General features: G+C 72.7%; 11 protein-coding genes and 2 pseudogenes. 9 read left to right on the top strand and 4 right to left on the bottom strand.

The features are described 5' to 3' along the window. Nucleotide 1 precedes the first annotated feature (1 nt). The 4 genes and pseudogenes from ACSNOH_RS06725 to ACSNOH_RS06710 form a co-directional block, all read right to left on the bottom strand. Entirely contained in the window at nucleotides 2–781 is a 780-nt protein-coding gene (locus ACSNOH_RS06725; protein WP_436720265.1) for an exodeoxyribonuclease III, read from the bottom strand. Between the two features lie 38 nt (nucleotides 782–819). Continuing rightward, the gene (locus ACSNOH_RS06720; RefSeq protein WP_436720264.1) at nucleotides 820–1,467 is read right to left on the bottom strand and encodes an MBL fold metallo-hydrolase; all 648 of its coding nucleotides are present in this window, start codon (nucleotides 1,465–1,467) and stop codon (nucleotides 820–822) included. Nucleotides 1,468–1,479: 12 nt separating this feature from the next. Next, nucleotides 1,480–1,752, bottom strand: a pseudogene (locus ACSNOH_RS06715) (carboxymuconolactone decarboxylase family protein); the annotation flags it as partial. Between the two features lie 936 nt (nucleotides 1,753–2,688). Then, nucleotides 2,689–3,492: pseudogene (locus tag ACSNOH_RS06710) on the bottom strand (alpha/beta fold hydrolase); the annotation flags it as partial. 183 nt (nucleotides 3,493–3,675) lie between these two features. On the opposite strand from ACSNOH_RS06710, the gene ACSNOH_RS06705 reads away from it, so the two are divergent. The 9 genes from ACSNOH_RS06705 (at nucleotide 3,676) to ACSNOH_RS06665 (ending at nucleotide 14,349) form a co-directional block, all read left to right on the top strand. Further along, on the top strand, nucleotides 3,676–4,632 hold the full coding sequence (locus tag ACSNOH_RS06705; RefSeq protein WP_436720263.1) for a GlxA family transcriptional regulator: 957 nt from the start codon (nucleotides 3,676–3,678) through the stop codon (nucleotides 4,630–4,632). Between the two features lie 144 nt (nucleotides 4,633–4,776). Beyond that, entirely contained in the window at nucleotides 4,777–5,775 is a 999-nt protein-coding gene (gap, locus tag ACSNOH_RS06700; RefSeq protein WP_436720262.1) for a type I glyceraldehyde-3-phosphate dehydrogenase, read from the top strand. 237 nt (nucleotides 5,776–6,012) lie between these two features. Continuing rightward, nucleotides 6,013–7,209 (top strand): pentalenolactone synthase, encoded by a 1,197-nt coding sequence (gene penM / locus ACSNOH_RS06695; RefSeq protein WP_436720261.1) that lies wholly within the window; start codon nucleotides 6,013–6,015, stop codon nucleotides 7,207–7,209. Between the two features lie 77 nt (nucleotides 7,210–7,286). Beyond that, complete coding sequence (gene ptlH, locus ACSNOH_RS06690) at nucleotides 7,287–8,144, top strand: 1-deoxypentalenic acid 11-beta-hydroxylase (RefSeq protein WP_436720260.1); 858 nt, start codon at nucleotides 7,287–7,289, stop codon at nucleotides 8,142–8,144. Between the two features lie 41 nt (nucleotides 8,145–8,185). Next, entirely contained in the window at nucleotides 8,186–9,640 is a 1,455-nt protein-coding gene (locus tag ACSNOH_RS06685; protein ID WP_436720259.1) for an MFS transporter, read from the top strand. A gap of 98 nt (nucleotides 9,641–9,738) precedes the next feature. Further along, on the top strand, nucleotides 9,739–10,566 hold the full coding sequence (gene ptlF / locus ACSNOH_RS06680) for a 1-deoxy-11-beta-hydroxypentalenate dehydrogenase (RefSeq protein WP_436720258.1): 828 nt from the start codon (nucleotides 9,739–9,741) through the stop codon (nucleotides 10,564–10,566). Nucleotides 10,567–10,583: 17 nt separating this feature from the next. Next, nucleotides 10,584–12,338, top strand: a complete 1,755-nt coding sequence (ptlE, locus tag ACSNOH_RS06675) for a neopentalenolactone/pentalenolactone D synthase (RefSeq protein WP_436720293.1) — start codon at nucleotides 10,584–10,586, stop codon at nucleotides 12,336–12,338. Nucleotides 12,339–12,403: 65 nt separating this feature from the next. Beyond that, the gene (gene ptlD / locus ACSNOH_RS06670; protein ID WP_436720257.1) at nucleotides 12,404–13,303 is read left to right on the top strand and encodes a neopentalenolactone/pentalenolactone F synthase; all 900 of its coding nucleotides are present in this window, start codon (nucleotides 12,404–12,406) and stop codon (nucleotides 13,301–13,303) included. Further along, nucleotides 13,300–14,349 carry a polyprenyl synthetase family protein gene (locus ACSNOH_RS06665; protein WP_436720256.1) on the top strand — a complete coding sequence of 350 codons (1,050 nt, stop codon included), beginning with the start codon at nucleotides 13,300–13,302 and terminating at the stop codon, nucleotides 14,347–14,349. Before ptlD ends, ACSNOH_RS06665 begins: the two co-directional genes overlap by 4 nt. Nucleotides 14,350–14,451: the final 102 nt, after the last annotated feature.

The raw sequence follows: 14,451 nt of genomic DNA, 5'->3' as shown, positions 1-14,451 counted from the left end.
CTCACACCTCCAGGTCGACGACGACCGGGGCGTGGTCCGAGGCGCCCTTGCCCTTGCGCTCCTCGCGGTCGACGTAGGCGTCCTGCTTCGCCTTGACGAAGGGGGCGTTGCCGTAGACGAGGTCGATGCGCATGCCCCGGTTCTTGGGGAAGCACAGCTGGCGGTAGTCCCAGTACGTGTACGGGTGGTCGTACTTCAGCGGGCGCGGCACGACGTCGGACAGGCCGAGGTCGCGCAGGGCGCCGAGCGCCGCCCGCTCGGCCGGGGTGACGTGCGTCGCGCCCTCGAAGACGGCCGGGTCGTAGACGTCGTCGTCGGTGGGGGCGATGTTGTAGTCGCCGAGGACCGCGAAGGGGCGCTCGCCTTCCGCGTCCGCCGCGACGGCGTCCCGCAGGGCCTCCAGCCAGCGGAGCTTGTACGCGTAGTGGTCGTGGCCGACCTCGCGGCCGTTGGGCACGTAGACCGACCAGACGCGGACGCCCCCGCACGTCGCCGAGATCGCGCGCGGCTCCTGCCCGCCGTCGTAGTCCGGCCCGCCGGGCAGGCCGCTCACCACGTCCGCGAGGCCCACGCGGGAGATCACCGCCACGCCGTTCCACCGGCCGGTGGCGTTCACCGCGGCCTCGTAGCCCAGCGCGCGCAGCTCTTCGTACGGGAAGGCCTCGTCGGCGCACTTCGTCTCCTGTATGCAGAGCACGTCCGTGCCGCTGCTCTCCAGCCAGGCCAGCAGCCTCGGGAGACGGGCGGTGATCGAGTTCACGTTCCAGGTGGCGATGCGCATGCGGCCACCCTAATGGCCGGGTCCGACAATCCCGGCCTTCACAGGGTGACCGCCTCGCCGGACGCCAGCCGCTGGTGCTCCGCGCCGGCCCGGGCCGGGGTCAGCATCCGGTCGTAGACCGGCCGCGCGAGGTCGCTGAGCAGCGCGTCGTGGACGTCGATCGCCAGGCGCGGCGCGAGCTCCCGCACGTAGTCGATGACCTCCGAGACCTTGCTCCACGGCGCCATGACCGGCAGCAGCAGCGTGTCCACCGGCACGCCCGGCAGCGTCAGCGCGTCGCCCGGGTGGAAGACCGAACCGTCCACGAGGTAGCCCACGTTGGTGATCCGCGGGATGTCCGGGTGGATCACCGCGTGCAGCTGCCCGTGCACCTGCACGTCGAAGCCCGCGGCCGTGAAGGCGTCGCCCTCCCCCACGGTGTGCACCCGGCCCGGGAAGGCCGGGGCGATCTGCTCGGCGACGCTGCGCAGCGTCCACAGCTCCGCCGCCGGGTTCGCGTCGAGGGCCGCCCGCAGGCGGTCCTCCGCGAAGTGGTCCGGGTGCTCGTGGGTCACGAGGATCGCGTCGGCGCCGACGGCCGCGTCCTCCTCGCTGAAGGCGCCGGGGTCGATGGCGAGCGTGCGGCCGTCCTTCTCCAGGAGGACGCACGCGTGGCTCTTCTTCGTCAGCTTCAGCTTCTGCTCCATGGCCCCATACTGCTACGGCCGCGGGCCCGCCTCCTCGGCGATGACACGCTGCGCCGCGGCGAAGGCGGCGCCCGCGGCGGGCAGGCCGCAGTACACGGCCGCGTGCAGCAGCGTCTCCTTGATCTCCTCCGGGCCCGCGCCGCTGCGGAGGGCCGCGCGGGTGTACGGGGCGATGTCGTCGTAGTGGCCGCGGGCCGTGAGGGCGGTGAGCGTGAGCAGGGCCCGGGTGCGGTGGTCGAGCCCCGGGCGGGCCCAGGCGCCGCCCCAGGCGGAACGGGTCACGAGGTCGTGGAAGTCGGCGGTGAACGCGTCCCGGTCCGCTTCGGCCCGCGCCGCGTGCTCGTCGCCGAGGACGTCGCGACGTGTGCGCTTGCCGCGCTCCAGGGCGTCGGGGCCGGCCTCACCGCCCGCCGCGTCCGCGGGGGGCGGCCCGAAGCCGCGGAACGACTCGGCCGCGGCGGGCCCTGCGACGGCGGGTTCCGCGGCGGGCGGTTCCGCGGCGGGCAGGCCGGAACCTGCGGAGGCGGGCTGCGGCGGCCGGGGGTTGATCCGCACCGTGTCCGGGGTGACGGGAGAGGGTGTGATCCGCACCGTGTCCGAGCCCCCTGCGCCGGGGCCGGCCCCGAAGGCGGCGGCACCACCCGCACTGCCCGGCCCGGGTATGCCGGAACCAGGCGTGGCGGAGGCGGGGGGCTCCGAGACCGGGCTCGCGGGACCGGACGCATTGGATGCACCGGGGGCACCGGGACCGTAGCCCGGGCCGCCGAACGCCTGCGGCGCCGCGCCGGGAGCGGAGGGACCTGCGGGGCCGGGCACACCGGCCGCGCCGGTCACGCCGGGCACACCGGTCGCGCCGGAGGCCGGGGTGAAAGCACCGAAGCCGTCACCGGGGCGGGCGCCGCCCGGCACGGCAGGGCCGGAGCCCGGAGCCCCGAAACCGCCGGCGGGCGCCGCAGCGCCCGGGGCCGGAGCGGGAGCCGGCACACCGGTGCCACCGGGCGGGGTGCCGAAGGCCGCCCCCGGCATCCCGGAGCCCGGAGCCCCGAATCCCGCGCCGGTCGCGCCGGTCGCGCCGAAGCCCGCCCCGGCCGGATCGGCTGCCGCCGGCTGCGCGCGGTCGCCCGCGCCGGCGGCGGCCCCGGAGGACGCCGCGCCGGAGTCGGGCGCACCGGAGGCGCCGGCCCCGGAGGCCGGGGGCAGCACCGACAGCCCCTGCTGCGTCGACAGCTGCCAGGCCGTCGTGAAGTGGCGGACCAGCAGATCCGTCACCGCCGCGGGCTGCTCGACCGGGGTGAGGTGGGACGCGCCCGGGACGACGGCGAGCTTCGCGTCGTGGATGCCCGCGACGAGGACCCGCGCGTCCGCGGGCGGTGTCGTCGTGTCCTCGGCGCCGACGATGACGAGCGCCGGGACGCTGATCCGGCCCAGCTCGGCGCGGACGTCGAAGGCGGCGAGGGCGTCGCAGGCGGCGACGTACGCGTAGGTGTCGGTGGTGCCGACCATCTGGACGGCCCAGTCCACGATGGCCGGCTGAGCACCGGAGAAGCTCGCGGTGAACCAGCGCTCGGGCGCGGAACGGGCGACGGGGTCGAGGCCCTCGCGGCGGACGGCGGCGCCGCGCTGCCGCCAGGAGTCGGGCGTGCCGTACCGGGGGGAGGCGGCGACGAGGGCGAGGGAGGCGAGCCGGTGCGGGTGGCGGAGGGCGATGTCGATGCCGACGGCGGCGCTGAGGGAGCAGCCGGCGTACCCGAAGCGGTCGACGCCGAGCGAGTCGAGAGTGGCGACGAGCCGGTCACCGAGGTCGTCGACGGAGGCGGCGGGCGCGGCGGGGGCGCCGCCGTGTCCGGGCAGGTCGAAGCGGACCACGCGCCAGTGCCGGGTCAGCTCGGGAATCTGGCGGTCCCACATGTGCCAGGTGGTACCGAGGGCCGGTCCCAGGACCAGGACCGGGGCGTCTTCCGACCCGTCGGAGCGGTATTGGAGGGTGTTCGGCTTAGGCTCACTCACCCGCCCACGCTCCCACATCTCACGCCGCCCTTATGACGGGGCCCTGACAGTGAGGCCCCGAACAGGCCGAAAACCTCCCGGGCGGCACAGCATCCGATGCGTCGGCCGCCGCCACGACCGGGGTGACGGTGCTGTCGGCGCCCCGGGGCGCAGTCCTCCCCCACCACACCAGCCACTCACCCACCACGTAGGCTCGTTCCCGTGTCAGCCTCCCCCTTACATCGCGTTGCCGTCCTCGTGCTGGAGGGTGCGAAACCGCTCGATGTCGGCATTCCCGCGCAGGTCTTCACGACCCGCGCGAGCATGCCGTACGAGGTGCGGGTGTGCGGGGCGGCGCCCGGGCTGGTGACCGGCGGGGACGGGCTGTCGTACTACGTCGCCCACAGCCTGGAGGCGCTGGCGTGGGCGGACATCGTCTTCGTGCCCGGCTACCGGAGCCCGGACCGCGACGATCCGCCGCAGGCGGTCGTCGACGCGCTGGGCGCCGCCCACGACCGGGGCGCACGGCTCGCCGCCATCTCCACGGGCGCCTTCGCGCTCGCCGCCACGGGGCTGCTCGACGGCAGGCGGGCCACGACGCACTGGCACTACACGCGGGCACTCGCGGCCAGGCATCCGCGCATACGCGTCGATGAGAACGTCCTGTTCGTCGACGAGGGCAGCGTGCTCACCTCGGCCGGTGCCGCCTCCGGCATCGACCTGTGCCTGCACATCCTGCGCGGGGACCTCGGCGTGGCCGCGTCCAACCACGCGGCCCGCCGCCTGGTCGCCGCCCCCTACCGCAGCGGAGGCCAGGCGCAGTACGTGCCGCGCAGCGTGCCCGAGCCGCACGGCGAGCGCTTCGGCAGCACGCGCGAGTGGGCGCTGCGCCGGCTCGCCGAGCCCCTCACCCTCGACGTTCTGGCGCAGCAGGCCGGGGTCTCGCCGCGCACGTTCTCCCGGCGCTTCGTCGAGGAGACCGGCTACACGCCGATGCAGTGGGTGATGCGTGCCCGCATCGACCTGGCCCGCGAACTGCTCGAACGCTCGCAGCGCAGCGTCGAGCAGATCGCGTCGGACGTCGGGCTCGGCACCGGCGCGAACCTGCGCCTGCACTTCCAGCGCATCCTCGGCGCCACGCCGAGCGAGTACCGGCGCACCTTCACCCGGGGGGAATAGCCCCCGCGGCCAACCGGGGTGAACGGCGCCGCGACATGACACTCTTTCACCCGGTGGCGAGATCCTTTTGAACCATGGCGATCGCGCCACTGTCCGCCGCGCCGACCGCGGGTGAGCCTGGTGGCGAAGGGAAGGATGTCACTCATGACTCGCATCGCCATTAACGGATTCGGCCGCATCGGACGCAATGTGCTGCGCGCACTGCTGGAGCGCGAGAGCGCCCTGGAGATCGTCGCCGTCAACGACCTCACCGAGCCCGCCACGCTCGCCCGGCTGCTGGCCTTCGACAGCACGGCCGGACGGCTCGGGCGTCCGGTGACCGTCGACGGGAACGCCCTCGTCGTCGACGGCCGCCGGATCACGGTGCTGGCCGAGCGCGAACCGGCGCAGCTGCCGTGGGCCGAACTCGGCGTCGACATCGTCCTGGAAGCCACCGGCCGCTTCACCTCGGCCAAGGCCGCCCGCGCCCACCTCGACGCCGGCGCGAAGAAGGTGCTCGTCAGCGCGCCGTCGGACGGCGCGGACGTCACGCTCGCCTTCGGCGTCAACACCGGCTCCTACGACCCGGCCGTGCACACGATCGTCTCGAACGCGTCCTGCACCACCAACGCGCTCGCCCCGCTGGCCGCGGTCCTCGACGAGGTCGCCGGCATCGAGCACGGCTTCATGACGACGGTGCACGCCTACACGCAGGAGCAGAACCTGCAGGACGGTCCGCACCGCGACGCCCGTCGGGCCCGGGCCGCCGGCGTCAACATCGTGCCGACCACGACCGGCGCCGCCAAGGCGATCGGCCTGGTGCTGCCGAACCTGGACGGCAAGCTGTCGGGCGACTCGATCCGCGTGCCGGTGCCGGTGGGCTCGATCGTCGAGCTCAACACGACCGTCGCCCGCGACGTGACGCGCGAGGACGTGCTCGCGGCCTACCGCGCGGCGGCCGAGGGCCCGCTCGCCGGCATCCTCGAGTACTCCGAGGACCCGCTCGTGTCGTCCGACATCACGGGCAACCCCGCCTCGTCGATCTTCGACTCGGCCCTCACGCGCGTCGAAGGCCGCCACGTCAAGGTGGTCGCCTGGTACGACAACGAGTGGGGCTTCTCGAACCGCGTGATCGACACGCTGGAACTTCTCGCCGGCCGCTGAACCGGCGCCGCGCGAATACCGCGGCAGCCGCGCCGGACTTCGCCCTCGGGCCACCGCGTTACGGTGGACCGAGGGCGTTTCGCATAATTGACCGCGCGCACGGCGCGATAACGCGGGCCGGGATTCTGCCGATTGCCCGATTGCCCCTTTTCGATTATGAAACCCCTGACCCAAACTTATAAATTCTCTGACTCAACTTGTTTGACATAAAAACCGGAAACCCATGATCATTGCTATATGAAGGAACTTCCGAGGTTGCCGTTCGACAACCCCGCCGCGCTCGGCGTCGCGCCCAAAATGCGCGCACTGCAGCAGGAGGGGCCGATCGCCAGAGTGGGGACCCCCGGTGGAGATGCCTGGCTGGTCACCCGCTATGACGAGGTGAAGGCGCTGCTCGCCGACCCGCGGCTCGGGCTCAGCAATCCCGAGCCGGTACAGACGGCCAGGAGCGCGGCCCGGAGCTTCATGATGGCGCTGATGGCCGGGGACGACTACGACACCGAGGCCACCCGGCATCCGCAGATGCGCGAGCTGCTCGTGCCGCGCTTCTCCACGCGCCGGATGCGCCTGATGAAGACCCGCATCGAGCGGCATGTGGACGAGCTGCTCGACGAGTTGGCCGCCGGCCCGGCGCCGGCCGACCTGCACCGGGCGCTGTCGTTCCCGCTGCCGACCATGGTGGTCTGCGACCTGCTCGGCGTGCCGCTTGCCGACCGGGAGCGGTTCGGGCAGTGGGCGAGAGGCACGTTCGACCAGAGCGACGACCAGCGCGCGGCGAACACCTTCAAGCAGGTCGCCGACTACATGACGGAACTGGTGGCGCGCAAGCGGGTCGAGCCGGGCGACGACATTCTCTCGGAGCTGATCGCCGAGAAGAACGGCACGCTGTCCGATGCGTACATTGCCCAATTGGGCAATGCCGTGCTGCTTTTCGGCTACGAAACCACCATTGTGCGCATCGACCTGGGCACTCTGCTCCTCCTGCGCAATCCGGCCCAGCGTGCCATGCTGGCCGAAAATCCCGCACTCGCACCGGCCGCGGTCGAGGAGATCCTGCGCCTGGGCGTCGGCGGCAAGGGATCCAACGCGCTGATACCCCGTTACGCACACAGCGACATCACCGTCGGCGAGACGGTGATCCGTACCGGAGACGCGGTAATGCTGGCCATCGGCGCGGCCAATATCGACGCCCGGGCGTTCCCCGACCCCGACGTGTTCGACCTGACCCGGGACAGGCGCACGTCGCACATGGCGTTCGGGCACGGCACCCGGCACTGCGTCGGCCGCGTGCTGGCCCGGATCGAGCTGACCGCGGTGTTCGAGCGGCTGTTCCGGAAACTGCCCGGACTGCAGCTTGCGGTCCCCGAGGAGTCGCTGCGCTGGCAGGAGCACCGGATCACCGGCGGGTTCGACGAAATCCCCGTCACCTTCTGACCGCACGCCAGCACAACCGGACGTCAGCGCACCGGCCGTCCTTCACCCACCCCCAGACGTCACGAGAACAAGGACCCATGACGGAAACCTTCAGCGACTACGTCGACTGCACGCCTCTTCTCGACGACCGTGAAGCCCTCCACCGGTTCTACGACGAGCACGGCTACCTCTATCTGCGCGGCGCCCTGGACCGTGACCTCGTGCGGACCGCCGCGGAGCAGATGCTCGAAGGCCTGATCGCACTGGGCCACGCCGCCCCCGGCACCACGCTCGACACCCTCGCCATCGAGTCCTTCGAGGCGGTCGACGAGGTGGCGATGCACGACTACGTCAAGTACGACGACCTGTGGAACCATCCCTCGGCCGTCGCGCTGTGGGAGAAGGTCTTCGGCGAGCCCGTCTTCGTCTTCAAGTCGACGACGATCCGCTACTACCCCTCCGCGGCGGGCTCCGCCGAGCCGGACTTCTCGCACCTGACGCCGGTGCACCAGGACGGCTTCTACATCGGCCCGAACAAGGACTTCCGCACCGCCTGGGTGCCGCTGCTTCCGACGACCCTGGGCATAGGCGGTGTCGCCCTCGCCGACGGCAGCCACAAGCAGGGCCCGCGCGAGCACGTCATCACCGAGGACTTCCGCCGCTTCGGCCACCCCGTGCGCGGCATCCCGGCGGAGGAGTTCAGCCCGGACGAGCCGCTGCTGTTCTCGCCCATGGAACCGGGCGACGTGCTGCTCTTCCACGCCTTCCTGTGCCACAAGTCCCTGCCGAACGTCTCGGCGAACCCGGCCGGCATGCGGATGTCGATGGACACCCGCATCCAGCCCGCCTCCTCGCACCGCGGGTTCAACGCCCTGACCCCCTGGCCGGAGTCCGCGAAGGACGCCACCAAGGGGATCATGTCGAAGATCACCGGCACCCCCACCACCGTCGAGTGACGGTGCGACCCTCCTCCCGCCCCGGCCCGGACAGCGAGCCCATGACGAACAACCAGGGGACGGCCCCCGCCCAAGAACCGAACGCCGCACAGCCGCCCGCGGACCGGGCGGCACCCACCGCCCCGGGGCTCACCGGCCTCGCCCTCGTGGTGGTGCTCACCGGATACGCCCTGTCCATCGTGGACTCCTCCATCGTCAACGTGGCGCTGACCTCGATCAGCGACGACCTCCACGGCGGCCCCGCCGCACTGGAGCTCGTGGTGTCCGGCTACGGCCTCACGTACGCCCTCGGCCTGGTGCTGGGCGGGCGGCTGGGCGACGCCTTCGGCAGACGGCGCCTGTACGCCTACGGGCTCGCGGCGTTCACCGTCACCTCGGCGCTGTGCGGACTCGCCCCGGCCATCGAGTTCCTCGTCGCGGCCCGGCTGCTGCAAGGCGCCGCCGCCGCCATGCTCGTGCCGCAGGTGCTGGCGACGATCCAGGCGGCCACCGAGGGACAGGCGCGCGCCCGTGCGATCGGCATGTACGGTGCCACCGCGGCCCTCGGCATGGTCACCGGGCAGATCCTGGGCGGGCTGCTGGTCTCGCTGGACATCGCCGGGATGGGCTGGCGGTCGGTCTTCGCGATCAATGTGCCGATCGGCGTGGCCGCACTGCTGGCCGTCCGGCGCGTCCCGGCGACCAGGGCCGGCGCGAAGCCGGGCTTCGACCCGCTGGGGACCGTGCTGTTCGGCGTCACCATGGTCTGCCTCCTGGCCCTGGTCGTGGCGGGCCCCGAACTGGGCTGGCCGCTGTGGCTGTGGTCGCTGCTCGCGGTCGCCGCGGTGGGGGCGCTGGCCCTGGTGCGGACCGAGCGCCGGCTGGAGGCGCGGGGCGGTTCACCGCTGCTGTCCCCGTCGGTGCTCTCCCATCCGGGGATGCGCAGGGGGCTGGCGGCGATGGTGCCGTTCTCGGCCGGCTTCGGCGCCTTCCTGTTCGTCTACGCGCTGATCGCGCAGGGTCACTTCGGCTTCGGCGGGCTCGCCTCCGGCGGGGTGCTGGCACCGTTCGCCGTGGCGTTCTTCGCGGTGACGCTGTTCACTCCGCGGATCGCGGCGGCCCTGGGCCGCAGGATCGTCACCCTCGGTGCCGTCGTCCAGGGCACGGGCCTGCTGTTGCTGGCGCTGGTCATCGGAGCGGGCTGGCCGCATCCCTCCCTGGTGCTCGTGCTCGTGGGGATCGCCTTGTTCGGCGCGGGCGCGGCGCTGACCGGCCCGACGCTGTTCCGTACGATCCTCGCCGACGTGCCTGCCGCGCAGGCCGGCATGGGCAGCGGCGTGCTGGTGACCAGCCAGCAGATGGCGACCGCGCTGGGCGCGACCGTCGGCGGCACGCTCTATCTCTCCCTGGCCGGTTCGCTGTCGACGGCGTCGGCGGCCGTGCTCGTCCTCGCCCTGCTGGCGTGCTTCTCGCTGACCGTGCTCGTGATCAGCCTGAAGCTCCCCGACCCCCGCTGACACCCGCGCCCCGGACGGCGCGACCTGACCGAGACCTTCTCGTCGGCAACGGCGCGCCGTCCTGCGGCGTACCCGCGTACAGAAGCGGAGACAGCCAAGTGCAGTTACAGACAAAGACGGCCGTGGTGACCGGCGCGGCCAGCGGCATCGGCCTCGCCCTCAGCGCCCGCTTCGCGCGGGCCGGCGCCGGCGTGGTCATGGCGGACGCCGACGGCGACGCGCTGCACCGCCGGGCCGCCGAACTCACCGCGCAGGGCGCCCGGGTCACCGCGGTGACCGCCGACCTCACCGACCCGGACGCCGTCGGACGGCTCGCGGACACGGCGTTCGGCCGGCTCGGCGACATCGACGTGGTGTGCAACAACGCCGGGGTCCTCGGGCCCGTGGGGCAGCCCTTGTGGGAGGTGCCGCTGGAGGAGATGCGGCAGGTCTTCGAGGCGAACCACTGGGCGCACGTCCTGGTGGCCCGCGCCTTCGTCCCCCGCCTGCTGGAGCGCGGCAGGCCAGCCCACCTCATCCACACCGCCTCGATGTCCGCCTTCGTCGTCGGCGCCGGAAGCGCCGCCTACGCCGCCTCCAAGCACGCCGACCTCGCGATCGCCCGCAGCCTGCGCGCGGACCTGCAGGGCACCGGGATCCGGGTGTCGGTGCTGTGCCCCGGCCGGGTCGACACCCCCATGGTCCAGGGCCTGACGGCGCCGCGCGGGGCGGGCGGCGACACCTCGGTGAGCGCCGAGCACGTCGCCGGGCTCGTGTGGGAGGCCCTCGGTACCGACCGCTTCTACCTCTTCAGCAACTCCGACGCCCCGCTGCGGCTGCGCGATCAGTTCGACGACGTATGGCGTCATGTTTCCCTTCCGCCCCCTTCCCCCGAGGAGGAGCTGTGGCCCGCGCCGAAGGCGACGACCGTAGCGAAGACGCACTGACCATCGACCTGGAAGCGGTGAGGGAGAAGTACCGGCAGGAACGCGACAAGCGCACCGCCGGCCGCACCTACCAGTTCGCGCGCGGCGACTTCAGCCGCTACGCGCGGGACCCGTACACCGAGCGGCAGGAGCGCGAGCCGCTCACCGACGAGGTGGACGTCGCCGTCATCGGCGCGGGCATCGGCGGCCTGCTGACCGGCGCCCAGTTGCGCAAGCAGACCGGCCTCAAGCGCATCCGGCTGATCGACGAGGCGGGCGACGTCGGCGGCACCTGGTACTGGAACCGCTTCCCCGGCGTCCGGTGCGACGTCGAAAGCTACATCTACATGCCGCTGCTCGAAGAGACCGGCACCGTACCCACCGAGAAGTACGCCACCGGGCCCGAGATCTTCGCCCACCTCCAGAAGATCGCCCGCAGGTACGACCTCTACCGCGACGCCCTCTTCCAGACCACCGTCACCGGGCTGCGCTGGGACGAGGCCGCCGCCAGGTGGCTGGTGAGCACCGACCGCGGGGACCTGATCCGGGCCCGGTACGTGGCCATGTCGATCGGTCTGATGCACCGCCCCAAACTCCCGGCGCTGCCGGGCCTGGAGACGTTCGCCGGGCACTCCTTCCACACCAGCCGCTGGGACTTCGGCTACACGGGCGGCGACAGCACGGGCGGGCTGACCAGGCTGAGGGACAAGAAGGTCGGCGTCATCGGCACCGGCTCGACGACCATCCAGCTCGCCCCGCACCTCGCCGAGTGGGCCGAGGAGCTCGTCGTCTTCCAGCGCACCCCGGCCGCGGTCGACGTCCGCGGCAACCGGCCCACCCCGCCCGGCTGGGCCGACAGCCTCGAACCGGGCTGGCAGCAGCGGCGCATGGAGAACTTCCACGCGCTGACCTCCGGCATCCCGCAGGACGAGGACCTGGTGCAGGACCGCTGGACGCAGACCACGGCGAAGCTGGCCGCCGCGATCCTGCCCACCGGCGACACCGGGGGCGACCCGAAGGAGCGGGCGCTCGCGGCCGAGCGGGCGGACTTCCTCAAGATGGAGGAGCTGCGCGCCCGTATCGACAGCGTCGTCACCGACCCCGCGACCGCCGCCGCCCTCAAGCCGTACTACCGCGTCTACTGCAAGCGGCCCTGCTTCCACGACGAGTACCTGCAGACCTTCAACCGGCCCAACGTGACGCTGGTCGACACCCAGGGGCAGGGCGTGGAGCGGCTCACCCCGGCCGGGGTGGTCGCGAACGGACGGGAGTACCCGGTCGACTGCCTGATCTTCGCCACCGGCTACGAGCACGAGTTCGCCGTCCCGTACACCGACCGCGCCGGCTACGACATCACCGGCCGCGACGGCGTGAAGCTGTCGCAGAAGTGGGCGGACGGGGCGCACACCCTGCACGGGCTCCAGGTCAACGGCTTCCCCAACTGCTTCATCCTGTCCAAGGTCCAGGCCGGCCGGCACGTCAACATCGCCTACATGCTGGGCGAGCAGACCCGGCACCTCGCGCACATCGTCAAGTGCGTGGAGGAGCGCGGCCACCGGGTCGTGGAGGCCTCCGAGACCGGCGAGAAGGAATGGGTCGACGAGATCCTGCGGCTCGCCTCCCACGACATCAGCTTCCTCGAGAACTGCACGCCCGGCCTCTACAACAACGAGGGCAACCCGGGCGGTCTGCCGCTGCTCAACTCCAGCTACGGCGGCGGCTCGGTGGAGTTCGTGAACATCCTCAGGCGCTGGCGCGAGGCGGGCGACCTCGCCGGCCTCGATCTGCGCTGACCAGCCCCCTGACCAGCCCATCCCCACTGACCAGCCCTTCCCTTCCGCGAAAGGCGGCAACGCCCATGGACGTAACGCCGATACCCGGCGCCGCTCTCGGCGCCGTCGTGCACGGCGCCCGTGTCACCGGTGACATGGACCAGGCCCGGTGCGAGGAGATCCGGGCGGCGCTCGACGCGCATCTCGTGCTCGTCTTCCGCGGCCACGAGAGGCCCTCCTACGAGGAGTTCCTGGCCTTCGGCCGCCGCTTCGGGCACATCCCGAAGACCGGTCTGACCAGCGGCGCCCACCCCGGTCACAACGAGATCCTGATCGTCTCCAACCTGGTGGAGGACGGCCGCAGGATCGGCGTCGGCGACGCCGGGTGGATGGGCTGGCACACCGACTACTCCTTCCGCCCCCGCGTCTCCCAGCTCGGCTTCCTGGAGGCCCTGGAAGTGCCCGCCTCCGGCGGCGGGGAGACCCTCTTCACCGACATGTACGCCCTGTACGAGTCGCTGCCGCCCGAAGAGCGCCGGCGCCTGCACTCCTACCGGGTCCGCCACGCCCTGCGCACCGGCTACGAGGAGACCATCGAGGAGGAGCTCCAGGGCGAGGTGTCCCTCGGCGAGAGCACCGGACGGATCCGGCCCGAGGACGGCACCTCGACCGTCCACCCGCTGATCGCCCGCAATCCGCGCACCGGCCGCCGGTCGGTCTACATCAGCACCCTGAACACCAAGCAGATCGTGGACCTCGCCCCCGGTGACAGCCGCAGACTGCTCGACGACCTGCTGGCCCACGCGGGCGATCCCCGCTACACGTACGCCCACACCTGGCAGCCCGGGGACATCGTCATGTGGGACCAGCTCGGCACCATCCACGCCAAGCGGCCCTTCGACCCGGCCGAGCGGCGCATCATGCGCCAGGTCGTCAGCATCTTCGACGACCCGGCCGCCCCCTGGCGCGCGGAGGAGGCCGCATGAGCACCGCTCCCGCCTGCCTCGGCCACAGCCGGGTCACGATCACCCCGGCGCTGCGCGCCGCCGTCGGCCGGCTCGACCACCGCTCCCGCCACCAGGCGGCCTACCACTTCGGCTGGATCACCGCCGGGGGCGCGCCCACCAGCGCCGACGCCGGCAAGGCCGTACGGCCGGCGCTCGCGCTGCTGTCGGCCGAGGCGGTCGGCGCGCCGCCCGAGGTCGCCGTGCCCGGCGCCGTCGCCGTGGAGCTCGTGCACAACTTCTCCCTGGTGCACGACGATCTGATGGACGGCGACGAGGAGCGCCGCCACCGGCGCACGGTGTGGAAGCTGTGGGGTCCCTCCAGCGCCGTCCTGACCGGTGACGCGATGCTGGCGCTCGCCCAGGAGGTGCTGCTGGACAGCGGGCTGCCGACGGCCGCGCCCGCCGCCCGGCTGCTGGCGCGCGCCACCCGGCACCTGATCCGCGGCCAGGTCCAGGACCTGTCCTTCGAGCGGCGCTCGCACGTGACGGTCGAGGAGTGCGTCGACATGGCCGCCGGCAAGACCGGCGCGCTGCTGTCGGCGAGCGCCGCGATCGGCGCCGTCCTGGCCGGGGCGCCGGACGCGGCGGTGGACGCGCTCGCGCTCTACGGCGACCACGTCGGCATCGCCTTCCAGCTCGTCGACGACGTCCTCGGCATCTGGGGCGACCCGGCCGTCACCGGCAAGCCGGTCCACTCCGACCTGCGCTCCCGCAAGAAGTCCCTGCCGGTCAGCCACGTGCTCGGCCAGGACGGCCCGCTCAGCGACGAGCTGGCCGCCTGGCTCGCCGGCCCCGGCGATCCCGGTGCTTCCGGTGATCCCGGTGCTTCCGGAGATCCCGGCGAGGGGGAGCTGCGGCGCGTGGCCGGCCTGATCGAGGACGCGGGCGGCCGGGACTGGGCGCTGGCCGAGGCCGCCCGGCGGATGTCGCTGGCCGAGGACGCGCTGCGCGGCGCCGAACTGGACGCCGGCGCGCGGGACGAACTCCTCGCGCTCGGACGGTTCGTCATCGACCGCGAGGTCTGAGCCCAGGACCGGCCCCCCTACCCGTACCGCCTTTCCCCGACTCTCCGCTCGGCGCCGTGCCCCCGCCAGGGCACCGCCATGCCCGCTCCCCCACCGCAACCC

Source organism: Streptomyces sp. URMC 127 (assembly GCF_051386535.1).
Classification (GTDB): domain Bacteria; phylum Actinomycetota; class Actinomycetes; order Streptomycetales; family Streptomycetaceae; genus Streptomyces.
This window is presented reverse-complemented; position numbering and strand designations above follow the sequence as displayed.

Excerpts from the sequence above, each read along its gene's own strand:
- ACSNOH_RS06685 (WP_436720259.1), top strand. The coding sequence starts at position 8,186 with ATGACGAACAACCAGGGGACGGCCCCCGCCCAAGAACCGAACGCCGCA.
- ACSNOH_RS06725 (WP_436720265.1), bottom strand. The coding sequence starts at position 781 with ATGCGCATCGCCACCTGGAACGTGAACTCGATCACCGCCCGTCTCCCG.
- ptlD (WP_436720257.1), top strand. The coding sequence starts at position 12,404 with ATGGACGTAACGCCGATACCCGGCGCCGCTCTCGGCGCCGTCGTGCAC.
- penM (WP_436720261.1), top strand. The coding sequence starts at position 6,013 with ATGAAGGAACTTCCGAGGTTGCCGTTCGACAACCCCGCCGCGCTCGGC.
- ACSNOH_RS06665 (WP_436720256.1), top strand. The coding sequence starts at position 13,300 with ATGAGCACCGCTCCCGCCTGCCTCGGCCACAGCCGGGTCACGATCACC.
- gap (WP_436720262.1), top strand. The coding sequence starts at position 4,777 with ATGACTCGCATCGCCATTAACGGATTCGGCCGCATCGGACGCAATGTG.
- ACSNOH_RS06720 (WP_436720264.1), bottom strand. The coding sequence starts at position 1,467 with ATGGAGCAGAAGCTGAAGCTGACGAAGAAGAGCCACGCGTGCGTCCTC.
- ptlH (WP_436720260.1), top strand. The coding sequence starts at position 7,287 with ATGACGGAAACCTTCAGCGACTACGTCGACTGCACGCCTCTTCTCGAC.